Genomic DNA, 21,550 nt, shown 5'->3' with positions numbered 1-21,550 from the left:
ATACCATCATGGATATCGTGCCTGTCAACCGCATCGCGCAGGGAACAAGGTAAACAATTTGTTAATTTATGCAGCATGATCCAGTCTCCGCTCCTGTTCGGCCGCAAGCTGCGCCGCGATCCTCCGATGGGTGGGCGGTGGCTGACTCTCGGCCTTTCGGACGCGGATTTCCGGCAGTTTGGCTATGCCTTCATGGGCGGGCTGGTGTTTTTCGGGACTTATCTGGGATAGGCTCGTCATTCGAGGAGTATAGAGACGCGGCAATCCACCTTGCGGCTGGGTTCCGTGCGGCTGGATTGCTTCGCTATGCTCGCAATGACGAGGAAAATTTCTACTCCCCCAACACCGCTAGTCCTGAGCCTGTCGAAGGACGGAACCAGCTGGAACGGGCTTCGACAAGCTCAGCCCTAGCGGGTGGAGGGGGCCTAGTCCGCCCGACAGGCTTCGTCGTCGCAGGCCTTGTGCAGTTTCCACGCGATCCAGGCGGCGCCGATGCTGGCGATGGCGACCATCAGCAGGGTTTCGGCGACCGATACGCCGAGATTTACGAGCAGGGTAAGCAGGATCGCCGCCAGCACCATCGCGCCGGAATTGACAATATTGTTCGCCGCCACCGTGCGTGCCGTTTCGGATTTCGACACGGTGGTGGTGAGGAAGGCGTAGAGCGGCACGACGAACATGCCGCCGAACACCGCGACCCCGAACAGATCGAACATCACCCATTCGGCCCGCGAAATGACGATGAAGGTACGAAGGTCCATCAACGCGCCCGGCACCGGCGTCCATTGGGTCACATTCCAATAGAGGTGAAGGACGAAGAGGCCCATCAGGATCGCCGCCGCAGGCGCATATTTGGCGAGAACCCGGCCTGCGAGCAGGCGGTTGATCAGGATCGATCCGACCGCGACGCCGACCGAGAAGATGGCGAGGAACAGGGTTGCGACTTCTTCATTCGCGCCGAGTACATTTTTCACGAGCGGGGGGAATTGCGCGGCGAGTACCGCGCCTTGTGCCCAGAAGAAGCTGATCGCGGCGATGGCCAAGAAGAGGCGCGGAATATGGAGTGTGGCCGAGACGAGCGTGATGGACGAGCGGACGATGTGCCAATCCATCTGGAGCGGCGGGGCATCGGCTTCAGGCGGGGCGGGGGGCACCATGCCGCCGACAATGCGGCCGATGATCGCGACGATCAGGACGCCCGCGGCCGCGATATTGTAATGGTTGCTGCCCAGGAGGCCGCCCGCAATCGTACCCATCAGGATCGCGAAATAGGTGCCCGCTTCGACAAGACCGGTGCCACCGAGCACCTCATCCTTTTCGAGATGTTGGGGCAGAATCGCATATTTGATCGGGCCGAAAAAGCTCGAATGGACGCCCATCGCAAAAAGGGCGAGGAGCAGGAGCGGGATGCTGTGGAGGATGAGCCCCGCCGCGCCCGCGATCATGATGAAGATTTCCGCTGTCTTCACGATGCGGATGATGCGCGCCTTGTCGCTCGAATCCGCAAGCTGGCCCGCGAGCGCCGAAAAGAGGAAGAAGGGCAGGATGAAGAGGCCGCCCGCGATTGCGTTGAACGAGGCTTCCTTCGTCGGATCGCTATAGATCGCGTAGGTGACGAGGATCACCATCGCCGACTTGTAGAGATTGTCGTTGAACGCCCCCAAGAACTGGGTGACGAACAAGGGCAGAAAGCGGCGGCGGCGGAGAAGTTCGAAAGATGCCTGCATGGGCGTTGCTCATAGCGGCCTTTTTCGGACGGTCCAATGACTGTTCGGTGTGTTCCGGCGAAGGCCGGAACCCAGCCACTCGGACGGTGCCGCTGGTCTCCGGCTTTCGCCGGAGAACAAGGCTTCATTTCATGCGAAAAGCAGCTAAGACTGCCCGCCGATGCTGACCCTGCCCAATATCCTCACCCTGTCGCGCATCATCACGGTGCCGATCCTGGTCTTCCTGTTGTGGCCGGGCGGCGGGTGGTTCGATTATGCTTTGGCCTTCGCGGTTTACTGCCTGATGGGCATTACCGATTATTTTGACGGCTATCTCGCCCGCGCGCGGGGGACGGTGTCGCGGCTTGGCGTATTTCTCGATCCCATTGCCGACAAGATCATGGTCGCGGCGGTCATCCTGATGCTCGTCTTCATCGGCACGATTTCGGGCGTCCATGCCATTGCGGCGCTGATCATCCTGCTCCGCGAGATCATGGTGTCGGGGCTGCGCGAGTTCCTGGCGGGCATTCAGGTGTCCGTGCCGGTCAGCCAGCTTGCCAAGTGGAAGACGACATTCCAGCTCGTGTCGTTAGGCGCGTTGATCCTCGCGGGTGCGACGCCGCAATGGCCCTGGGTCCATGATGTGGGGCTGTTGAGCCTGTGGGCCGCCGCGGTGCTCACCCTCGTTACCGGCTGGGATTATCTCCGAGTCGGCATCAAACATATGGATTGATCAGCGGAGGCCGGCGAACCGAACCTTGCCGTTCTCACCCGGCTGCGAGGTGATGAAGCGTACCTTCCGGTCGGCGAAATCCACTGATACGAGGGAGAAGGCGCGGAGGGCGTCCATGCCGAGCAGCAAGGCGGGCTTGTCGGTCAGTTCCAGCTTTTCGAAAGGGGACACGTCGGCGAAGGCGATGGGCATGTCCTTCACCGTCACGCCGCTCAAGGTCAGTTCATCGGCGCGCGTATAATCGGCCATGATTCGATCGCCGGTGACACTCGTCATTTCGATCGGCTGAGTTTCCTTGAGGCGCCTGCGCTTTTCCAGCTTTGCGCGCAGTACGCTGTTGCCGACGGACACTTCCGATCCGGTATCGATCACCACCCAAACTTTCTGCCCGTCGAGCTTGGCATCGACCAGTACCAGGCGTCCGAAACGGCTGCGCGCCGTGACGACGATGGCATTGTCATAGCTTTTCTTGCGCGCCTCGTTCGACGGCATCACTGTCATGCGGCTGTTCTTGAAGTCGAACGTCACGCGCTGTGCTGCGAGGCTATCGACGCCCAGCATGCCGATCGCGCCCAGATGCGCCTCTTCGAGCGCCGGGGCCTGGATGTCCGTCACAGTCTTGCGGGCGCTGACCGAGAGGCGGGGGATTACGACCGTGGGCACGAAATCGACGCCGCTCATGCTGTGCATCGTCACCCCATCGCCCGGCGCGAGGCGGAGCCGTTCGGCCAGGCTGGACGCGATTACCGTCCGCTCGGCCCCGGTATCGATGACGAAGTTGAACGGACCCTGCCCATCCACACTTACCGGGACGGTCATGCGCGTACGGTTGTGGCCAAGGGCGAGATCATAGCTTTCGGAAGCCCCTTCGTCGCCCGTGAGAGGAAATGGCGCTTCAGGCTGGGCCGATAAGGACGCAGAAAGGGAGAGCGTCACCCAACCCGCAGCAATAGCCAAAATCTTCATGTCTTTTCTCCCCGCGCCAATTCTACGCCTTAATTGGGGAGGGAGCAACGGTCCCTGCATCTCTTGCAAAGTTGGTCGGCTTTAATCGAAAAAATCGATATCTTTGACCGCACTTATTCACTTGGTCGATGGCTTGGGCGTCCCTACATGGGCTTGGCAATTCCAAAGGAGGCCTCATGTCCATCATCAATACCGAAATCAAACCGTTCACCGCCCAGGCGTTTCGCGACGGCAAGTTCGTGACCGTCACGGATGCCGACACCCGCGGCAAGTGGTCGGTTTTCTTCTTCTATCCGGCGGACTTCACCTTCGTCTGCCCGACCGAGCTTGAAGACCTTGCCGACAATCACGCCACGTTCGAACAGCTCGGCGTCGAAATCTACAGCGTTTCGACCGACACGCATTTCTCGCACAAGGCGTGGCACGACAGCTCGCCCGCCATCGGCAAGATCAAGTTCACGATGATCGGCGATCCGAACGGCACCGTCACCAACAATTTCGGCGTGATGCGCGAAGGCCAGGGCCTTGCCGATCGCGGCACCTTCGTGGTCGATCCGGACGGCATCATCCAGCTCGTCGAGATCACGTCGGAAGGCGTTGGCCGCAATGCCGAAGAACTGATCCGCAAGATCAAGGCGGCGCAATATGTCCGCGCGCATCCGGGCGAAGTCTGCCCGGCCAAGTGGGAAGAGGGTGAAACCACGCTCGCCCCGTCGCTCGACCTCGTCGGCAAAATTTAAGCCGACGCGCGGGCCCGGAAAGCCTCCTCCCCTCCCCCTGGCTTTCCGGGCCTGCAACCCTTCCTTCCAAAGCAACAGGAATCATCATGCTTGACGCAAATCTCAAGGAGCAGCTGAAGGCCTATCTGGCCAATGTGAAGATGCCGATCGAGCTGATCGCGTCGCTGGACGATGGCGCCAAATCGAAGGAGCTGCAGGGCCTTCTCGAGGATATCGCCTCGCTGAGCAGCCTCGTATCGTTCGTCCGCGCTGACGACGATGCCCGCAAGCCCTCTTTCCTCATTCGCCGCACGGGCACCGACATCGCGGTCCGCTTCGCCGGCATTCCGATGGGGCACGAATTTACCTCGCTCGTCCTTGCCCTGCTGCAGGTCGGCGGTCATCCGCCGAAGGTGAGCGAGGATGTGATTGAACAGGTGAAGGCGCTGGACGGCGACTTCCGGTTTGAAACCTATTTCTCATTGTCCTGCCAGAATTGCCCGGACGTGGTGCAGGCGCTGAACCTGATGAGCGTCCTCAATCCCCGGATCAGCCACGTCGCCATCGACGGAGCCTTGTTCAAGGAGGAGGTGGACAGCCGCAAGGTTCTTGCCGTGCCGAGCGTGTTCCTGAACGGCGAACCGTTCGGCCAGGGCCGGATGGAGCTGGAACAGATCCTTGCGAAACTCGACACCGGCGCCGTGGCGCGCGCAGCCGAGAAGATCGCGGCCAAGGAGCCATTCGACGTTCTGGTCGTCGGCGGTGGCCCGGCAGGCGCGGCAGCGGCCATTTATGCGGCACGCAAGGGCATCCGCACCGGCATCGTCGCGGAACGCTTCGGCGGCCAGGTGCTCGACACGATGGCGATCGAAAATTTCATCTCGGTTCCTCATACCGAAGGCCCGAAACTTGCCGCGCATCTCGAGCAGCATGTGAAGGATTATGACGTCGACATCATGAACCTTCAGAAGGCGGCTAAGCTTATCCCCGCGGATCGTCCGGGCGGCCTCGCGACGGTCGAGCTCGAAAATGGCGCGTCCCTGAAGGCCAAGACCGTGATCCTCTCCACCGGCGCGCGCTGGCGGCAGATGAACGTGCCGGGCGAGGACGAATATCGCAATCGCGGCGTGGCTTATTGCCCGCACTGTGACGGTCCGCTCTACAAGGGCAAGCGCGTCGCGGTCATCGGTGGCGGCAATAGCGGCGTCGAGGCGGCGATCGACCTTGCGGGCTTGGCCTCGCATGTCACGCTGATCGAGTTCGACAACCAGCTGCGCGCCGATGCCGTATTGCAGAGGAAGCTCTATAGTCTGCCCAACGTAGCGGTCGTTACCTCCGCGCTGACGACTGAAGTGCATGGCAATGGCGAGCGGGTGATCGGCCTGACCTATAAGGACCGGAACAGCGAGGAATCGCATATGGTCGAGCTGGAAGGCGTGTTCGTTCAAATCGGCCTTGTGCCGAATACCGAATGGCTGACCGACAGCGTCGCGCTCACCCAGCGCGGCGAGATCGAGATCGATCATCGCGGCCATACCTCGATCGAGGGCGTGTTTGCTGCCGGAGATGCGACGACCGTGCCTTACAAGCAGATCGTGATTGCGATGGGGCAGGGGTCCACTGCGGCGCTATCGGCCTTCGATTATCTGATCCGCCAGGTGCCGGTCGAAGAGGCTGCGGCAGCCGCTTAAGCCGTTTTACAACCGCTAGTCCTGAGCTTGTCGAAGGGCGTGGGCAACCCACGATGCCCACGGGCTTCGACAGGCTCAGCCCTTGCGGGGTTGGGATAATAATCTGGGTTAGTGACGGCCCGCAGCCGCCTTCAACGCTTCCGCCAACAATCGAAACTCTTTCTCGCGCGGGCTGCCCTTGCGCCAGATAAGGGAAATCTGGCGACTGGGATGATCCGCCTCCAGTGGGCGTGCGGTAGCACCGGTCCGGTCGAGGAGCCCGGCTTTCACCGCCATTTCGGGCACCAATGTCATGCCAAGGCCGTTGCCGACCATTTGCACCAATGTGTGGAGCGATGTGCCGAGCATCGTCGCTTCGGCCCTCAGCTCCGGGCGGTTGCAAGCGGCGAGCGCATGTTCCTTCAGGCAATGGCCGTCTTCAAGAAGCAGCAGCTTATGCTCGTCGATGGAGGCGGGCGTCACATGGGCGGGCGGGGTTTCGCCGGGCGGGAAGGCGACGAAAAGCCGATCGTCGAACAATGTCTCGCTCTCCACCTCGCCGCAGCCGAAGGGGAGGGCGAGAAGGACGCAGTCGACCTGGCCCCGGTGGAGAGAATCGCAGGCCGCCTGGCTCGTTTCCTCGCGGAGAAAAAGCTTGAGATCCGGCCATTCGGCGCGGAGGCCCGGGAGAAGGCTGGGGAGCAGGAAGGGCGCGATGGTGGGGATGACGCTCATCCGCAGCTCCCCGGTCAGCGGCTTGCCCGCCGCGCGCGCCATATCGGCCAGCTCCTCCATCTCGCGGAGGACGCGCTGCGCCTTTTCCGCGATTCTCAACCCCAACGGCGTGAAGCGGACGACCCGGCGTGTGCGTTCGACCAGCGTGATGCCGATCAGGGATTCCAGTTCGCGAAGGCCGGCGGACAAGGTTGACTGCGTGACGAAGCAGGCCTCCGCCGCGCGTCCGAAATGCCCCTGATCCTTCAGTGCCACGAGATATTGGAGCTGCTTCACGGTCGGAAGGTAGGTATTCATCGGCTGCCTCGATCAACAACATCTAACTTATCAATTGGATCGGTGGAAGGTGGGTCTGTATTCGCAACCTTGTTCAGCGCTTTGGCCGCATCTGCTTTGCCTTGGTCTGAATGAGGTTTGCGTATCAAGTACTGCTCCTTCTTGGGGGTTAGTCATAGGCCTCTGAGAAGGGGAGCGAGGCAATTTTTGTCACGCGCCCCTTCCTTTCTATCTCCGGACCCCTTTGCCACCGCGACTAGCAATCCGCTCCGTGGCTGCTTATCTTCCCAACACTGAAACCAAGAACGGGTTTGCCAATGTTTTCGGGCCTCGTCGCCTATCTTGATTCCGTGAAGGCGCGCGATCCGGCTCCGCGGTCCCGCTGGGAAATTCTGCTTTATCCGGGTGTCTGGGCACTTGTTTTCCATCGCGCCGCGCATTGGCTTTATAAGGGCGAGCTCTATTTCCTGGCCCGCTTCGTCAATCATATCGGCCGCTTCCTGACCGCGATCGATATCCATCCGGGCGCGAAGATTGGCCGCTTTTTCTTCATCGACCATGGCTTCACGGTGATCGGGGAAACCGCCGTCATCGGCGACAATGTCACTATCTACCAGAACGTGACCCTCGGCGGCACCAATCCGGCAGGGGGCGTTGCCGGGCTTCGACATCCGACCATCGGCAACAATGTCATTATCGGTTCGGGCGCGCAGGTGCTGGGGCCGATCCATGTCGGCGACCGCGCCCGTGTCGGCGCCAATGCGGTGGTGACGAAGGATGTACCCGAAGGCGCGACGATGGTCGGCATTCCGGCCAAGGCGACGCTGATCGACGCGAAGGATTATGCCAAGGATTTCGTGCCCTATGGCACGCCCTGCACGGAAAATTGCGATCCGGCTGGACAGAAGCTCGATGCGCTGAACAAGGAAGTGGAGGAGCTGCGTGCCCGCCTCCAGGCGCTGATCGAGGCGCGCGATGAGGCGCGGAGAGACCGCGCCTGATGGGGGAAGTAACCCCGTTTCCTTCCGCCGGCCAACCGAGCCAGGTCGCCTTCGAGCGGCGGGAATTGAACAAGATCGTCGATCTTTACGGCCGGATGGTCGCGGCCGGTCACTGGAAAGATTATGCGATGGAGTTCGGGAAGGAAGCGGCGTCCTTCGCGGCCTTCCGTCGCTCCGCCGAACATCCCGAAGTCCGGATCGAAAAGCGCCCGGCTCTGCGTAACCGGCAGGGCATGTGGGCGCTGATCGGGGAACATGGAGTGGTGCTGAAACGGGGCCATGAACTCGGCCCCGTTCTCGCACCCATCGAACGCCGTCTTATGAAGCTGGTAGCGGGCTGATCCGGTCCAGCACCGGCAGGCGGGCCTGTAGCGAAGGCGACAGACCTCTGACGATCGTGGCGCGGGCCGTGTGCCAGAAGGCGGACAGGAGCAGCAGCGCCGATCCGATGACGAACGCCGTCAGCGCGAAGCTCAATTCCACCGCGCCGAAACGCTCGAACAAATCAGTGAGCGCCCACAAGACGTAAGCCAGCGCGGAAACGAGCAGAGCGCGACGGTCTATGGCCAGTGCCGCCACCACGAACACCAGGTAGACCAGCACGACGATGCCCGCTTCGACTGCGGTGGCATTGCCGTCCGTCAGACCCATGAGCGAGAAGATCGGATGGACGATCATCGGCGCCGCCAGAAGGTGAAGCCAGAAAGCGACATCCGACCGGCGCGTTTCGCGGCGGGGGTCCGAACCGTCCCACCACATGGCCAGCAGGAATACGGCGATGCCGAGCAGGAGAACGCAGACCAGCGTCACATCGCGTAGCGCGGCGGTATTGCCAATCGCGGACGCGACGAGCGCGAGGGTGAGGCCGACCAGTGCCGCCGTGCCGGCCGCCACGGTGATCGGCACGCGGAACCGCCGCCAGTGCAACCATGCTCCCCCGGCGGCCACGGCAGCCGCTCCAGCCGCGACGAGGGCGGCCAGCGTCTCATTATTTTCGAACCGGCTTTCGCCGATGACGAGTGCCAGCGTGAAGAAGGATGCGCCAAGGACACCTCCGACGAAGGCGAGGAGCAGCAATATGCTGGGCAGCGCCATGCGCCGCTTCAACGTGAAGAATTCGGCGAGCCCCCAGGCGGTCGCTGCGACCAGGACGCCGGTAAAAGGTGAGGGGCCGCCGACCTCGATCTGCGGCGGGATGGAGTTGCCGATCCAGCCGACGGCGACGAGCAATATCGTGGCTGCGATCGCAACGAAGATGTCGTTAAAGCCGGTGAGCAGGCGGAAATGTTCTTCGTCCACTACAGGCGTGGCGCGGCTTTCGGCCACGAAGTTGCGCAGACGCGTGGCGGTATCGGGGCTGATCGCCCCTGCCGCAACTGCCGCTTCCAGGTCGCTTTCGCTATACATGCTTATCCTCCCTAACGGACGGCAGGATAGCATTGGTGTTATATCAAGGCAATACACGTGGGAAGCGGAGCGGCGATTGCCGCCCCGCCCCTCATGCGCTTAGCGGCGCGGGCCGCCCTGGACGCAATTATCCGTCACGGTCCGCGAACAGCGCGGATAGTCCTTGGTCGCGCCTTGGGTGGTGAACATTCCGCCCTGATTGGGTGCCACGATGACACCGCCGCCTGACGGCGTTGCGACGACATTGGTCCCAGGAGGCGCGGACGCCTGACCCTGGGGATCGGTGCCTTCGGCGGTGATGCCGTCCGGCTTCGTTGCCGTGGTAGTGGTCCGGGTCGTCGTATCGGTGGTCGTCTGCGTCTGACCCGGGCTTGCAGTGGTTTGCGCTTCGGTTTCCGTCTCCGTCTCCGTCGGAGTTTGGGTATCCTGCGCAGCGGCTGCGCCAGACAAAAGCAGCGCGGCGGTGAAAAGCATCGTCTTCATCAGACCTCCTAGCGGCAGCCCATATAAGGCTTGCCCGAAAGCCCCTCCGGCCCGGTCAACGATGCTGGGCGGGTTTTTCTCCCAATTTCCCAAACCCGGAAACCAGAGAGTTAGAGCCTGTCCTCACTATCCAGGGCGTAGCCTGCGGAGCGCACGGTGCGGATGATGTCTGCGCGGCCGCCTTCATTGATCGCCTTGCGCAGGCGGCGGATATGGACGTCGACGGTGCGGGTTTCGATATCCGTGTCGCGGCCCCAGACATTGTCGAGCAGCCGCTCGCGCGAAAAGACGCGGCCCGGGTGCTCAAGGAAGTGCTTCAGCAGGCGGAACTCGGTGGGCCCGAGCGCGATCGTCTCGCCGCCGCGCTTCACCTTGTGGGCGACGATGTCCATCTCGATGTCGGCATAAGAGAGTTGCTCCCCGGCGAGCGCGGGCCGCACGCGGCGCAGCACGGCGCCGACGCGGGCGACCAGTTCCTTGGGTGAGAAGGGCTTTACGACATAATCGTCGGCGCCGGTTTCGAAGCCGCGGAGCCGATCAGGCTCCTCGCCGCGCGCCGTCAGCATGATGATCGGCACGTTGGCGGTATCGGGATGACGGCGCAGGCGGCGGCAGACCTCGATCCCAGACACGCCCTCGATCATCCAGTCGAGCAGGACGAGATCGGGGGGGCTTTCGGCGGCCAGCATCAGGGCTTCTTCGCCATCCACGGTATGCTCGACCGCGAACTCTTCCCGTTCGAGGTTGTAGATGAGCAATTCGGCGAGGCTTTTATCGTCCTCGACGAGCAGGATGCGGCCCTTGCTCATGGCATCAGCCTTCGGACGGATCCGCGCCCTTGGAGCGCTCGCCCATCTGTTCGCCGGTTGCCGCGAAATAGACCATTTCCGCAACGTTGGTGGCGTGATCGCCGATCCGCTCCAAATTCTTCGCGATAAAGAGAAGGTGCGTCGCCTGCGTGATATTGTGCGGATTTTCCATCATGAAGGTGAGCAGGGTGCGGAAAATGCTGTTGTAGAAATCGTCCAACGCCTGATCCCGCTCACACACGGCGAGCGCCGCCTTGGCATCGCGCGCCGCGAAGGCGTTCAAGGATGAAGCGACCATCTCACCCGCGATCCGGCCCATTTCGGGGAGGAGGGACAAAGGCTGGATGCTCGTTGCCTGTCCCAGCACCGGCACGCGCTTGGCGATATTCTTGGCATAATCGCCGATGCGCTCGACGACGCCACCGATCTTGAGGGCCGCCACGACATCGCGCAAATCGTCCGCCATCGGCGCGCGCAGTGCGATAATCTGGACGGCGGTACGCTCGACCTCCGCCTCAAGAGCGTCGATCTTCTTGTCGTCCTGGACGACGCGGGCGGCGGTTTCGGTGTCGCGCTGCATCAGCGCGCGCATCGATTCCATGATCGCGCGCTCGGCAAGGCCGCCCATCTGCGCGATGCTGCCGCGCAGCTGGTCCAGTTCGTCGTCGAACGCCTTGATCGTATGTCCGCTGGTCGGGGCCATGCTCTTATCCTCTTAGCCGTAACGGCCGGTGATATAATCCTTGGTGCGGGTTTCGCGCGGATTGGTGAAGATTTCCGACGTATCGCCATATTCGACGAGCGTGCCGAGGTGGAAAAAGGCGGTACGCTGCGATACGCGCGCCGCCTGCTGCATGTTATGCGTGACGATTGCGATGGCGTAGCGGCCGCGCAGTTCGTGGATCAGCTCTTCGATCTTCGCCGTCGCGATTGGATCGAGCGCCGAGCAGGGTTCGTCCATCAGGATCACTTCCGGGTTCACCGCGATGGCGCGGGCGATGCAGAGGCGCTGCTGCTGGCCGCCCGAGAGCGCCGTGCCGCTGTCGGAAAGGCGGTCCTTCACTTCGTCCCATAGGCCGGCGCGGCGGAGCGACTTCTCGACGATCTGGTCCAGTTCAGTCTTGCCCGCCGCAAGTCCATGGATGCGCGGGCCGTAAGCGACGTTTTCGTAGATCGACTTGGGAAAGGGGTTCGGCTTCTGGAACACCATGCCGACGCGGGCGCGGAGCTGCACCACGTCCATGGACGAGGAGTAGATGTCCTCGCCGTCCAATTCGATCTTTCCTTCGACCCGTGCATTGCCGATCGTGTCGTTCATGCGGTTGAGCGTGCGCAGGAAAGTCGACTTGCCGCAGCCCGACGGGCCGATGAAGGCGGTTACGTCTTCCTGCGTGATATCGATGGAGACGTCGTTGATCGCCTGCTTGTCGCCATAGAAGACGTTGATGCCGCGCGCCGTCATTTTGGGCGTGTGCGTTTCCGCCGGTTGCTGGTGCGCCGCGATGTCGTTCAAGGATGTGTCGGTCATGAGCGTTTACCAGCGTCTTTCGAACTTGTTGCGGAGATAAATTGCGAGGCCGTTCATGGCGAGGAGGAAGATGAGCAGGACGATGATCCCCGCCGACGTCTTTTCCACGAACCCGCGGCTGACCTCATCCGACCACAGGAAGATCTGTACCGGCAGCACCGTCGCCGGATCGACGATCCCGCCCGGCGGCGAGGCGATGAAGGCGCGCATGCCGATCATCAGGAGCGGCGCTGTTTCACCGAGTGCGCGAGCCATGCCGATGATCGTGCCGGTGAGGATGCCGGGAAGGGCGAGCGGCAATACGTGGTGAAACACGACCTGCACCGGGCTCGCCCCGATGCCGAGCGCGGCGTCGCGGATGGACGGCGGCACCGACTTGATGGCGTTGCGACCGGCGATGACGATGACGGGCATGGTCATCAGCGCCAGAGTTAGGCCGCCGACAAGCGGGGCCGAACGCGGAAGGTGCATGAAATTGAGGAACACCGCGAGGCCCAGAAGGCCAAAGATGATCGACGGCACTGCCGCAAGGTTGTTGATCGACACCTCGATCAGGTCGGTCCAGCGGTTCTTCGGCGCATATTCTTCGAGGTAAACGGCCGACAGCACGCCGATCGGGAAGGCCAGCACCAGGGTCACCAGCATGGTGAGCAGCGACCCCTTGAACGCGCCCCAGATGCCGACGAGGGTCGGGTCCGTGGCGTCCGCGCCGGTGAGGAAGCCCCAATTGATCCCGGTTTTTACCACATCGCGGCCATCGAGCATCGCATAGGCCTGCTCATCCTGCGGCGCGCCATCCGCTTTTGCGGCGAGATCAATGCCGCTTGAAGTGGGTAGCCACAAGGTTTCGGTGCGCTGGAGGATGGAAGGATCATTCTTGATCGCTTCGCGCACCCGTAGCCAGGCGCCGCCGGAAAGGAGGGCAGGGCCGCTCTCGCCATATTGCGCAGTTGCGGCCGCACGCACCGCGCCATCGATGTCGGCTGCGGCGAGCGCGGTATCGGCCGCCGATCCACCGGCGCCGATCTGCACGGGATCGAGGATCAGAGTGCTCGCCGCGAAGTTCATGTCCAGCCGCATCTCGGTCTGCGTGAAACCGCGCAGGCCGTTGGACAGCATCGTCACAAGCAGGAAGGCAAGGAAGCCCGCCGAGAGGAGGACCGAGAAAAGGCCGAGCGCCTTGAACCGCCGTTCGGCACCGTAACGGCGGCGGATGCGGCGCTGCATCGCATCGCTCTTCCAGTCGGTCGGCTGGGGCCCTTCGCCCAAGATGTCGGCCTTATTCATAAGCTTCGCGATACTTCTTCACGACGCGCAGGGCGACGATGTTGAGGAGAAGGGTGACGATGAACAGCACGAGGCCGAGCGCGAAGGCGGATAGGGTTTTGGCGCTGTCGAATTCCTGGTCGCCGGTCAGCAGCTGAACGATCTGCGTCGTAACGGTGGTGACGCTCTGAAACGGATTGGCTGTCAGGTTGGCGGCAAGCCCTGCCGCCATCACCACGATCATCGTCTCGCCGATGGCGCGGCTGACGGCCAAGAGGACGCCGCCGACAACGCCCGGAAGCGCGGCGGGAAGGAGCACCTTCTTGATCGTTTCCGACTTGGTCGAACCCAGAGCCAGCGACCCGTCGCGCATCGCCTGCGGCACGGCGGCGATGCTGTCGTCGGCCATGGATGAAACGAACGGAATGATCATGATGCCCATGACGAGGCCGGCGGCGAGCGCGGATTCCGACGAGGCGCCGGGAATGCCGACCGCCACCGCGAAATTGCGGATGGCGGGCGCCACGGTCAACGCCGCGAAATAGCCGTAAACGACGGTCGGAACGCCTGCGAGCACCTCCAGCATCGGCTTCATGATTCGGCGGGTGCGCGGCGCGGCATATTGGGTCAGGTAAATGGCGCTCATCAGGCCCAATGGGATCGCGACGATCATCGCGATGATCGCGCCGATGAAGATCGTACCCCAGAAAAGCGGCACCGCGCCGAATGCGCCGGACGAACCCGCCTGATCGGCGCGGATCGCCATTTGCGGGCTCCAGTTAAGGCCGAACAGAAACTCGATGGGCGATACGCGAGCGAAAAAACGCATCGATTCAAAAAGGAGCGACAGGGCGATGCCGAGCGTCGTCAGGATCGCGACGAGCGAGGCGACAAGAAGGGCGCCCATCACCAGCCGTTCCACCTTCGTGCGCGCCCGGAAGCTGGGCGACAACCGGGTAAAGGCGAAGGCGCCGGTCGCGAACGCAAGCAGCAAGGCCGCGCCGCCGCCAATCAGGCCGTAGCGGAGGATTGCGTCTTCATAAGCCGGAGCGAGCGTGTTCGCCTGCGGATTGAAGGCACCCTGGATGGCACCAGTCGCGAGGCCGCGCGCTTCGGAAAGGATCGCGGCACGCTGGATCGCTTCGGGCGGGAGGCTCGCGGCGGCGGGGCTGGACAGCACAGCCTGGTCGATCAGCGATCCTGAAACGCTGCTCCACACGACGAGGAAGAGAAGGGCAGGAACGACCGCCCAAAGGGCAACATACCAGCCGTGATAGCCGGGCAGGGAGTGCGCGCGGGTTTCGCCGCCACGGGCAAAGGCCTGCGCCTTCGCGCGCGACGTCAGCCAAGCGACAAGGCCAAGCCCAAGGATCATCAACGCGATGGCAAACAGCGACACTCGGCTCTTTCCTTATGATGGCGGCCGGGCCCCGAAAGAGCCCGGCCAGCCGCCTTTTACTTCAGTTCATTGGCCGCAACAGCCGTGAGGCCGGTTGCCGCCGCAGCCGCCTTCGCCTGCGCATCGGCGGGCGAGGGGATGAGGCCATGCTGGGCGAGATAACCGCCGGGCACCCAAGCCTTGGCGAATTCGGCCAGGAATTCCTTGATACCCGGAATGGCGTTCACATGCTCGCCCTTCACATAGATGTAGAGCGGACGGGCGCCCGGATATTCGAAGGACGAAATGGTCGCCGTCGTCGGCATGATGCCGCCGAGCGAGATGCCGCGCACCTTGTCCTTATTTTCTTCAAGGAAGCTGTAGCCCATCACGCCGATCGCGCCCGGATTTGCCGAAACCTTCTGGACGAGCAGGTTATCATTTTCGCCCGCTTCGATGAACGCGCCGTCCTCGCGAACCTTCGTGCAGACGTCCTTATATTTGTCCTCGTCGCTTTGCTTCAGCGCCTTCATCTCGGCATTCTGGGCGCAGCCCTTTTCAAGGATCATTTCGGCAAGCGCGTCGCGGGTGCCGGAGGTGGGCGGCGGGCCGTAAACCTGAATGGCGACGGCAGGCAGCGCCGGGTTCACATCGCGCCACGTCTTTGTGGTATTGGGCTTGCCATAAGGATTGGCGGCGAGCGCCTTGTATACGTCTTCGAGGCTCAATTGCAGCGGAGCCGCATTATTGGCTTCGATGAGCGCGAGGCCGTCGATGCCGACCTGCACTTCGACCACCTGGTTGACGCCATTCTTCTGGCAATCGGCAAGCTCGCTCGCCTTGATGCGGCGCGACGCGTTGGCGACATCGGGATGCTGGGCGCCGACGCCGGCGCAGAAAAGCTTCAGGCCCGCGCCCGTACCGGTCGATTCGAGGATCGGCGCCTTGAACTGCGGATTGAGCTGAGCAAACCGCTCCGCCACCGCCTTGGTGAACGGATAGACGGTGGACGATCCGACGATGCGAATCTGGCTGCGCGCACCGCCTTCGGAACCCGCGCCGCCACTTTGGCCGCAACCGGCAAGCGCCGCAATCAGCGCGATCGAGAGAATCGACTTCTTCATTTTGTGCCCTCCATGGACCTGCTCTTCGAGATCGAAGGCGCAGGTAAGACAGGTCGAAGCCATTCCTGTGACGCTTTGATTACACTTTTATGACTCGGCATCCCGCCAGCGTGGCAAAAAGACCTGAACTTCAGTGCCTTTCCCAAGCATGCTCTTGATATCGAGCCGCCCGCGGTGACGACCAATTATATGTTTTACGATTGCAAGGCCGAGGCCGGTTCCGCCGACCGAGCGGCTGCGCCCGGCATCCACGCGGTAGAATCGCTCGGTGAGACGGGGAAGATGTTCGGGCGCGATGCCTTCGCCTTCGTCGACCACGCTCACTTTCAGCATTGCTCCGGCTTCTTCGAGCCGGATCGTGACGGGATGGCCTTCTCGTCCATATTTCAGCGCATTGGCGACGAGATTGCTGAAAAGCTGGTGAAGTTGAGCGCGATCGCCTGGCACCATGGCAGTCCCAGCCAGTTGCTCCACGCGGACTTCCGACATTTGGGCGCGGACGACATTTTCTAGCGTGTCCTCGACCTCGCGCAGCATCGGGATCAGATCCACTGGCTCATCCGGCAGGGTGTAACGCTCCGCCTCGATCCGCGAGAGAGAGATGAGGTCGTTGACGATCTGTCGCATCCGCGTCGCTTCATCGAGCATGATTTTGAGAAAGCGATTGCGTGCGCCCTCCGGTGCATCCGGATCGTCGAGCAAGGTTTCGAGAAAGCCGAGCACGGTTGCGAGCGGCGTGCGAAGCTCGTGACTGGCATTGGCGATGAAGTCGGTTCGCATTTGCTCCGCCGCGTGCATCTGGCTGCGGTCAGTGAGGCGGACGAGGCGGCTGCGATCGGGCAAGCGCGTCACCGCCATTTCCCAGCGCCGCTCATTGCCGCCAAGGCCGAGCAATTCGATGCGGCCTTTGCCACCCTCTTCACCAAGATCGGCAAGACGTTCCGCCGCTGCCGGGTGACGGATGGCGAGGCGCACGTCCGCGCCGCCGATATGTTCGCCCAACACCGCTCGCGCCGCCGCATTGGCAAGCACCACCCGCCGTTCGCGAACGAGGAGGAGGGGGTCTTCAATCGCGTCCAGGATCGGGCCAGCCTCGATCGACGGAGGCGCCGGAACCGCTCCGTCGGCCGCTGCGATTTCTTCCTCTGGTTGGTCGGGTTGAACGATCAGCAGGGCCGCCGCGGCGCCTGCGAACAAGGCCAGGATAATGGCGAGTAGGTTTGCTCCAGCAAGAGCGGATATCGCAATGCCGCTGCCAGCCAGGGCGAGGCCGATCAGCACATTTTTGGGCCGGAATCGCATCAGCCTCTCCCCGCTAGCGATCGGATCGTGGGGACGAGGGCGTCGAAATGATCGATCACCGCATCGGCGCCAAGCTCGCCTGCCGGGCGATCCGCATAGCCGAAGCTCACCGCGACAAGCGGTATCCCGGCAGCGCGGGCGGTGTCGGCGTCCGTGATGGAATCGCCCACGAATATCGCTTTGCCGCCGCCCGCTGCCGTGATCGCAGCGTGAAGCGGCGCGGGATCGGGCTTGCGCGCGCCGAGCGTATCGCCCCCGACGATCGCCTTGAACCGATCGGACCAGCCGAGCGCGTCGATCAGGCTGCGTGTCAGCGCTTCCGGTTTGTTGGTGCAGATGGCGAGCGCGGCGCCGCTTTCGATCAATGCGTCCATGGCTTCCTCCGCGCCCTCATAGGGGCGGGTCCTGACGCAAATATGACGCGCATAATGGTCCATGAATGCAGCTAGGGCTTGATCGACGAGCGGCTCGGTCGCGCCACCTGTCGCGGCCAGCCCCTTGCGGATGAGCGCCCGGGCGCCATGGCCGACCATCCCGATCACTTCGTTTTCAGGGATCGTCTTACGGTCCAGTTCTTCGAGCGCGCGGTTGAGCGCGGTCGCGATGTCCGGTGCGGCGTCGACAAGGGTTCCGTCGAGGTCAAAGGCGACGATGTCGAAGCCGATTGCGGTCATGGCTCTCCGCTTTGGGCAAGCCCTCTGGAAATGGCAAGGGCGCCATGCCATTGGGCGGAGAAGTCAGGGAGCCTCAATGCCGAGTCCACACAGCGTCGCCGCCATCGTCCTTGCCGCAGGCAAGGGCACGCGCATGAAATCCGATCTTCACAAGGTGTTGCACCCGATTGCCGGGCGCCCGATGCTGGAGCATCTGCTCGCCAGTGTGGATGCGCTTTCGCCCGCGCATACGGTGGTGGTGGTCGGCAGCGGACGTGAACAGGTCGAGCCGGTTGCGCAGCGCCACGGCGGGAATGTGGTGGTGCAGGAACCGCAGCTCGGGACCGGCCATGCGGTGCAGCAGGCAGAGGCGAGCCTCGCGGGCTTTGACGGCGACGTCCTGATCCTCTTCGGCGACGCCCCGCTCGTCACCAGCGCGACGATGCAGCGGATGCTGGACCGGCTCCACGGTCCGGACAAGCCCGCCAGCGTCGTCCTCGCCTTCCGCCCCGCCGATACGCTCTCCTATGGTCGCGTCATCACGCGCGAAGACGGCACGATCGAAAAGATGGTCGAGCATAAGGATGCGAGCGAAAAGGAGCGCGCCTGCACCCTCTGCAATTCGGGCCTTATCGCCACCCGCGCCGCCGACCTCTGGCCGCTCCTCGCCCGCATCGGCAACGATAATGCGGCGGGTGAATATTATCTGCCCGACGTGGTCGTACTCGCCGCCGCCAATGGCCGCCGCTCCGCCGCGATCGAGGCCAAACCGTGGGAAGTGGCGGGCATCAACAGCCGCGCCGAACTGGCCGAAGTCGAGCGCCAGTGGCAGGACCGCCGCCGCCTACAGGCCATGACCGACGGCGTGACGCTCATCGCGCCGGAAACCGTCTTCTTCTCCCACGACACGCAGATCGGCCGTGACACCGTCGTCGAGCCGAACGTCGTCTTCGGCCCCAACGTCCGCATCGGGGAGAACGTGAATATCCGCGCCTTCAGCCATATCGAGGGCGCCACCATCGCGTCCGGCGCCGAAATCGGCCCCTATGCCCGTCTCCGCCCCGGCGCGGAGATCGGCGAGAAGGCCAAGGTCGGCAATTTCGTCGAGGTGAAGAAAAGCCGCTTGGGCAAGGGCGCCAAGGCCAATCACCTGTCTTATATCGGCGACGCCGATGTTGGCGCGAACGCCAATGTCGGCGCGGGCACGATTACCTGCAATTATGACGGTTTCCTCAAATATCGGACGGTGATCGGGGAGGGGGCCTTTATCGGCTCCAACACCGCCCTCGTCGCGCCGGTCACGGTGGGCAAGGGCGCCATCGTCGGCGCGGGTTCGGTCGTGACGAAGGATGTCGCCGAAAACGCTTTGGCTGTCGCGCGGGGGAGCCAGGAAGAGCGCCCCGGGTGGGCGGCCCGCTTCCGCACGGCTATGGCGGCGAAGAAGAAGAACAAGTAACAGCATCACCGTTCGCTTCGAGCGTAGTCGAGAAGCATATATGAAAGTGCAAAACGTCTCTCGACTTCGCTCGAGACGAACGGAAGGTTGGAAGAGTATATGTGCGGAATTATCGGTATTCTTGGCCGGGAAGAAGTGTCGGATCGCCTTGTCCAAGGTCTCCGCCGTCTCGAATATCGCGGCTATGACTCGGCCGGTCTCTGCACGATCGTCGATGGCAAGCTGGAACGTCGCCGCGCCGAAGGAAAGCTCGACAATCTCGCCCGCGAACTGGATGCTTCGCCGCTTCCCGGCACCGTCGGCATCGCCCACACGCGCTGGGCTACCCACGGGGCGCCGACCCGCGACAACGCCCACCCCCACGCGACGGACGAGGTCGCGCTCGTTCACAACGGCATCATCGAGAATTTCCGTCCACTGCGTGAAGAATTAATTGCCGAAGGCCGCACCTTCACCAGCCAGACCGATACTGAAGTTGTCGCCCACCTCGTTAGCCGCGAGGTTGAGCGTGGCTCTTCGCCCAAGGACGCAGTCGCTGCGGTCTTGAAGCGCCTCCATGGCGCCTTCAGCCTTGCCATCCTGTTCCGCCAGCATTCTGACATGCTGATTGGTGCCCGCCTCGGCTCGCCGCTCGTTGTCGGCTATGGCGAGGGTGAAACCTATCTCGGCTCCGACGCTCTCGCTCTCGCGCCGCTCACGCAGAAGATCAGCTATCTCGAGGAAGGCGACTGGGTCGTCATCACTCGCGATGGCACGCAGATCTACGACCGTGACGACAATCCGGTCGAGCGCCCGATCACCATCTCCGGCGCCAGCGCGGCGGCGATCGAGAAGGGCAATCACCGCCATTATATGCAGAAGGAGATTTACGAGCAGCCGATCGTGGTCGCTCAGACCCTCCAGACCTACATCCGTTCGTTCGAGCAGCAGGTCGCGCTGCCCGACATGACATTCAGCTTTGCCGACGTGCCGCGCATCACCATCGTTGCCTGCGGCACCAGTTTCTATGCCGGTATGGTCGCCAAATACTGGTTGGAGCAATTCGCCCGCGTTCCGTGCGAACTCGATATCGCATCCGAATTCCGCTACCGCGAACCGGTGCTGGAGGCGGGCGGCATGGCCCTCTTCATCTCGCAATCAGGCGAAACCGCCGACACGCTCGCCGCCCTCCGCCACGCCCGCGCCCAGGGCCAGAAGATCGCCGTCGTCGTCAATGTGCCGACCAGTTCAATGGCGCGTGAGGCCGACCTCCTGCTTCCCACCCATGCGGGTCCGGAAATCGGCGTCGCCTCGACCAAGGCCTTCACCTGCCAGCTTTCGGTCCTCGCCGCTCTCGCCGCGAAGGTCGCCCGCGATAAGGGCAAGCTGACGGCTGACGAGGAGCAGGACATCGTTCTTCACCTCACCGAAGCTCCCGCCGCGATGAATGCCGCGCTTGCGCATGATGCGGACATCGAAAAGATGGCCCCGCTCATCGCCAAGGCACGCGACGTGCTGTATCTCGGCCGCGGCACGGATTATCCGATGGCCCTCGAAGGCGCGCTGAAGCTGAAGGAAATCAGCTACATCCACGCTGAAGGCTATGCGGCGGGCGAGATGAAGCACGGCCCCATCGCGCTCATCGACGACAATGTCCCCGTCATCGTACTCGCGCCGTCGGGCCCGCTCTTCGAAAAGACAGTGTCGAACATGCAGGAAGTCCAGGCGCGGGGCGGCAAGGTCGTCCTCATCTCCGACGCCGAAGGCTTAGCGCAGGCCAGCGAAGGCACGATCGCAACCATCGAAATGCCGAAGGTCCACCCGCTCATCGCGCCGCTCGTCTATGCCATCCCCATCCAGCTCCTCGCCTATCACGTAGCGGTGGCCAAGGGCACGGATGTCGACCAACCGCGAAACCTCGCCAAATCCGTCACTGTCGAGTGACGCATAAGCTCTCCGATCCCGTCGCGCCTGCCGCAGATCCGATTGATTTCGACATGTTCCTGAAGGTCGATATCCGCGTCGGCACGGTTGTCGAGGTTGAGCCCTTCCCGGAGGCGCGAAAACCGGCTTGGAAGCTGAAGATCGATTTTGGTTCCGGTATCGGCGTCAAGAAATCGAGCGCGCAGATCGTCGAGCATTATCGGCCCGACGATCTGATCGGTACGCAGGTGGCGGCGGTGGTGAACTTCCCGCCGCGCCAGATCGGCCCGTTCATGTCCGAAGTGCTCACCGTGGGCTTTCCCGATGAGCAGGGCGCCGTCGTTCTGACCCGCCCCGACCGGCCGGTTCCCAATGGAGCACGGCTTTTCTGACGCGCGAAACGAGTGGAAGAGAGTTGGACTAGGCAACGGGAACG

Annotated in this window: 22 protein-coding genes; 9 read left to right on the top strand and 13 right to left on the bottom strand. The window is 62.8% G+C overall.

What is annotated here, in order from left to right; all coding sequences use genetic code 11:
* Positions 1-75 precede the first annotated feature (75 nt).
* The gene (locus C7I56_RS12295) at positions 76-231 is read left to right on the top strand and encodes a hypothetical protein (RefSeq protein ID WP_158703021.1); all 156 of its coding nucleotides are present in this window, start codon (positions 76-78) and stop codon (positions 229-231) included.
* Between the two features lie 194 nt (positions 232-425).
* Here the strand turns inward: C7I56_RS12295 and C7I56_RS06290 are convergent, their stop codons facing one another.
* A complete protein-coding gene (locus tag C7I56_RS06290; RefSeq protein WP_106639734.1) occupies positions 426-1,727 on the bottom strand; it encodes an MFS transporter in 1,302 nt (433 codons plus the stop codon).
* Positions 1,728-1,887: 160 nt separating this feature from the next.
* On the opposite strand from C7I56_RS06290, the gene pgsA reads away from it, so the two are divergent.
* Positions 1,888-2,439, top strand: coding sequence for a CDP-diacylglycerol--glycerol-3-phosphate 3-phosphatidyltransferase (pgsA, locus tag C7I56_RS06285; RefSeq protein WP_106639733.1), 552 nt, complete (start codon positions 1,888-1,890; stop codon positions 2,437-2,439).
* On the opposite strand, the gene C7I56_RS06280 is transcribed toward pgsA, so the two are convergent.
* Positions 2,440-3,405 carry a retroviral-like aspartic protease family protein gene (locus tag C7I56_RS06280; protein ID WP_158703020.1) on the bottom strand — a complete coding sequence of 322 codons (966 nt, stop codon included), beginning with the start codon at positions 3,403-3,405 and terminating at the stop codon, positions 2,440-2,442. It abuts the gene before it with no gap.
* A 176-nt stretch (positions 3,406-3,581) separates the two neighbouring features.
* Between C7I56_RS06280 and ahpC the strand changes: the two genes are divergently transcribed.
* Both ahpC and ahpF read left to right on the top strand, forming a co-directional pair.
* Positions 3,582-4,145: an alkyl hydroperoxide reductase subunit C gene (gene ahpC, locus C7I56_RS06275; RefSeq protein ID WP_106640166.1), complete on the top strand. Its 564-nt coding sequence runs from the start codon at positions 3,582-3,584 to the stop codon at positions 4,143-4,145.
* Positions 4,146-4,231: 86 nt separating this feature from the next.
* Positions 4,232-5,815 carry an alkyl hydroperoxide reductase subunit F gene (ahpF, locus tag C7I56_RS06270; RefSeq protein WP_106639731.1) on the top strand — a complete coding sequence of 528 codons (1,584 nt, stop codon included), beginning with the start codon at positions 4,232-4,234 and terminating at the stop codon, positions 5,813-5,815.
* Between the two features lie 108 nt (positions 5,816-5,923).
* Here ahpF and C7I56_RS06265 read toward each other — a convergent pair whose 3' ends face one another.
* Positions 5,924-6,826: a hydrogen peroxide-inducible genes activator gene (locus C7I56_RS06265; RefSeq protein WP_106639730.1), complete on the bottom strand. Its 903-nt coding sequence runs from the start codon at positions 6,824-6,826 to the stop codon at positions 5,924-5,926.
* A gap of 296 nt (positions 6,827-7,122) precedes the next feature.
* Between C7I56_RS06265 and epsC the strand changes: the two genes are divergently transcribed.
* Together epsC and C7I56_RS06255 are read left to right on the top strand one after the other, a co-directional pair.
* Complete coding sequence (gene epsC / locus C7I56_RS06260) at positions 7,123-7,806, top strand: serine O-acetyltransferase EpsC (protein ID WP_106639729.1); 684 nt, start codon at positions 7,123-7,125, stop codon at positions 7,804-7,806.
* Complete coding sequence (locus tag C7I56_RS06255) at positions 7,806-8,147, top strand: DUF2794 domain-containing protein (RefSeq protein WP_106639728.1); 342 nt, start codon at positions 7,806-7,808, stop codon at positions 8,145-8,147. Before epsC ends, C7I56_RS06255 begins: the two co-directional genes overlap by 1 nt.
* On the opposite strand, the gene C7I56_RS06250 is transcribed toward C7I56_RS06255, so the two are convergent.
* The 10 genes from C7I56_RS06250 to gph all read right to left on the bottom strand — a co-directional run bounded on the left by C7I56_RS06250 (position 8,125) and on the right by gph (position 17,777).
* Positions 8,125-9,213: a hypothetical protein gene (locus tag C7I56_RS06250; RefSeq protein WP_106639727.1), complete on the bottom strand. Its 1,089-nt coding sequence runs from the start codon at positions 9,211-9,213 to the stop codon at positions 8,125-8,127. The genes C7I56_RS06255 and C7I56_RS06250 overlap by 23 nt on opposite strands.
* Positions 9,214-9,312: 99 nt before the next feature.
* Positions 9,313-9,696 (bottom strand): hypothetical protein, encoded by a 384-nt coding sequence (locus C7I56_RS06245; protein ID WP_106639726.1) that lies wholly within the window; start codon positions 9,694-9,696, stop codon positions 9,313-9,315.
* A 110-nt stretch (positions 9,697-9,806) separates the two neighbouring features.
* Complete coding sequence (gene phoB / locus C7I56_RS06240; RefSeq protein ID WP_106639725.1) at positions 9,807-10,505, bottom strand: phosphate regulon transcriptional regulator PhoB; 699 nt, start codon at positions 10,503-10,505, stop codon at positions 9,807-9,809.
* Positions 10,506-10,509: 4 nt separating this feature from the next.
* Positions 10,510-11,208: a phosphate signaling complex protein PhoU gene (phoU, locus tag C7I56_RS06235; RefSeq protein ID WP_106639724.1), complete on the bottom strand. Its 699-nt coding sequence runs from the start codon at positions 11,206-11,208 to the stop codon at positions 10,510-10,512.
* 12 nt (positions 11,209-11,220) lie between these two features.
* Entirely contained in the window at positions 11,221-12,033 is an 813-nt protein-coding gene (pstB, locus tag C7I56_RS06230; protein ID WP_106639723.1) for a phosphate ABC transporter ATP-binding protein PstB, read from the bottom strand.
* A 6-nt stretch (positions 12,034-12,039) separates the two neighbouring features.
* On the bottom strand, positions 12,040-13,320 hold the full coding sequence (gene pstA, locus C7I56_RS06225) for a phosphate ABC transporter permease PstA (RefSeq protein ID WP_245409610.1): 1,281 nt from the start codon (positions 13,318-13,320) through the stop codon (positions 12,040-12,042).
* Complete coding sequence (gene pstC / locus C7I56_RS06220) at positions 13,313-14,674, bottom strand: phosphate ABC transporter permease subunit PstC (RefSeq protein ID WP_425352382.1); 1,362 nt, start codon at positions 14,672-14,674, stop codon at positions 13,313-13,315. Before pstC ends, pstA begins: the two co-directional genes overlap by 8 nt.
* Positions 14,675-14,754: 80 nt before the next feature.
* A complete protein-coding gene (locus tag C7I56_RS06215) occupies positions 14,755-15,801 on the bottom strand; it encodes a substrate-binding domain-containing protein (RefSeq protein WP_106640164.1) in 1,047 nt (348 codons plus the stop codon).
* Between the two features lie 87 nt (positions 15,802-15,888).
* Complete coding sequence (locus C7I56_RS06210; RefSeq protein ID WP_106639721.1) at positions 15,889-17,103, bottom strand: ATP-binding protein; 1,215 nt, start codon at positions 17,101-17,103, stop codon at positions 15,889-15,891.
* Positions 17,103-17,777, bottom strand: a complete 675-nt coding sequence (gph, locus tag C7I56_RS06205; protein ID WP_106639720.1) for a phosphoglycolate phosphatase — start codon at positions 17,775-17,777, stop codon at positions 17,103-17,105. The genes C7I56_RS06210 and gph overlap by 1 nt, the downstream gene beginning before the upstream one ends.
* A gap of 76 nt (positions 17,778-17,853) precedes the next feature.
* Here gph and glmU point away from each other — a divergent pair, with 76 nt between their 5' ends.
* The 3 genes from glmU (at position 17,854) to C7I56_RS06190 (ending at position 21,506) form a co-directional block, all read left to right on the top strand.
* The gene (gene glmU / locus C7I56_RS06200; RefSeq protein WP_106639719.1) at positions 17,854-19,212 is read left to right on the top strand and encodes a bifunctional UDP-N-acetylglucosamine diphosphorylase/glucosamine-1-phosphate N-acetyltransferase GlmU; all 1,359 of its coding nucleotides are present in this window, start codon (positions 17,854-17,856) and stop codon (positions 19,210-19,212) included.
* A gap of 99 nt (positions 19,213-19,311) precedes the next feature.
* Entirely contained in the window at positions 19,312-21,135 is a 1,824-nt protein-coding gene (gene glmS, locus C7I56_RS06195) for a glutamine--fructose-6-phosphate transaminase (isomerizing) (RefSeq protein WP_106639718.1), read from the top strand.
* Entirely contained in the window at positions 21,132-21,506 is a 375-nt protein-coding gene (locus C7I56_RS06190; protein ID WP_199792344.1) for a tRNA-binding protein, read from the top strand. The genes glmS and C7I56_RS06190 overlap by 4 nt, the downstream gene beginning before the upstream one ends.
* Positions 21,507-21,550 lie beyond the last annotated feature (44 nt).

Source organism: Allosphingosinicella vermicomposti, from assembly GCF_003012815.1.
GTDB lineage: Bacteria > Pseudomonadota > Alphaproteobacteria > Sphingomonadales > Sphingomonadaceae > Allosphingosinicella > Allosphingosinicella vermicomposti.
This window is presented reverse-complemented; position numbering and strand designations above follow the sequence as displayed.

What these genes read in the sequence shown, in the direction of transcription:
- epsC (WP_106639729.1), top strand. Translation starts at nt 7,123, where the DNA reads ATGTTTTCGGGCCTCGTCGCCTATCTTGATTCCGTGAAGGCGCGCGAT.
- gph (WP_106639720.1), bottom strand. Translation starts at nt 17,777, where the DNA reads ATGACCGCAATCGGCTTCGACATCGTCGCCTTTGACCTCGACGGAACC.
- pstB (WP_106639723.1), bottom strand. Translation starts at nt 12,033, where the DNA reads ATGACCGACACATCCTTGAACGACATCGCGGCGCACCAGCAACCGGCG.
- C7I56_RS06215 (WP_106640164.1), bottom strand. Translation starts at nt 15,801, where the DNA reads ATGAAGAAGTCGATTCTCTCGATCGCGCTGATTGCGGCGCTTGCCGGT.
- phoU (WP_106639724.1), bottom strand. Translation starts at nt 11,208, where the DNA reads ATGGCCCCGACCAGCGGACATACGATCAAGGCGTTCGACGACGAACTG.
- pstA (WP_245409610.1), bottom strand. Translation starts at nt 13,320, where the DNA reads ATGAATAAGGCCGACATCTTGGGCGAAGGGCCCCAGCCGACCGACTGG.
- ahpC (WP_106640166.1), top strand. Translation starts at nt 3,582, where the DNA reads ATGTCCATCATCAATACCGAAATCAAACCGTTCACCGCCCAGGCGTTT.
- C7I56_RS06290 (WP_106639734.1), bottom strand. Translation starts at nt 1,727, where the DNA reads ATGCAGGCATCTTTCGAACTTCTCCGCCGCCGCCGCTTTCTGCCCTTG.
- C7I56_RS06255 (WP_106639728.1), top strand. Translation starts at nt 7,806, where the DNA reads ATGGGGGAAGTAACCCCGTTTCCTTCCGCCGGCCAACCGAGCCAGGTC.
- C7I56_RS06265 (WP_106639730.1), bottom strand. Translation starts at nt 6,826, where the DNA reads ATGAATACCTACCTTCCGACCGTGAAGCAGCTCCAATATCTCGTGGCA.
- pgsA (WP_106639733.1), top strand. Translation starts at nt 1,888, where the DNA reads ATGCTGACCCTGCCCAATATCCTCACCCTGTCGCGCATCATCACGGTG.
- C7I56_RS06280 (WP_158703020.1), bottom strand. Translation starts at nt 3,405, where the DNA reads ATGAAGATTTTGGCTATTGCTGCGGGTTGGGTGACGCTCTCCCTTTCT.
- C7I56_RS06245 (WP_106639726.1), bottom strand. Translation starts at nt 9,696, where the DNA reads ATGAAGACGATGCTTTTCACCGCCGCGCTGCTTTTGTCTGGCGCAGCC.
- pstC (WP_425352382.1), bottom strand. Translation starts at nt 14,674, where the DNA reads ATGATCCTTGGGCTTGGCCTTGTCGCTTGGCTGACGTCGCGCGCGAAG.
- C7I56_RS12295 (WP_158703021.1), top strand. Translation starts at nt 76, where the DNA reads ATGATCCAGTCTCCGCTCCTGTTCGGCCGCAAGCTGCGCCGCGATCCT.
- phoB (WP_106639725.1), bottom strand. Translation starts at nt 10,505, where the DNA reads ATGAGCAAGGGCCGCATCCTGCTCGTCGAGGACGATAAAAGCCTCGCC.
- glmU (WP_106639719.1), top strand. Translation starts at nt 17,854, where the DNA reads ATGCCGAGTCCACACAGCGTCGCCGCCATCGTCCTTGCCGCAGGCAAG.
- ahpF (WP_106639731.1), top strand. Translation starts at nt 4,232, where the DNA reads ATGCTTGACGCAAATCTCAAGGAGCAGCTGAAGGCCTATCTGGCCAAT.
- C7I56_RS06210 (WP_106639721.1), bottom strand. Translation starts at nt 17,103, where the DNA reads ATGCGATTCCGGCCCAAAAATGTGCTGATCGGCCTCGCCCTGGCTGGC.
- C7I56_RS06250 (WP_106639727.1), bottom strand. Translation starts at nt 9,213, where the DNA reads ATGTATAGCGAAAGCGACCTGGAAGCGGCAGTTGCGGCAGGGGCGATC.
- glmS (WP_106639718.1), top strand. Translation starts at nt 19,312, where the DNA reads ATGTGCGGAATTATCGGTATTCTTGGCCGGGAAGAAGTGTCGGATCGC.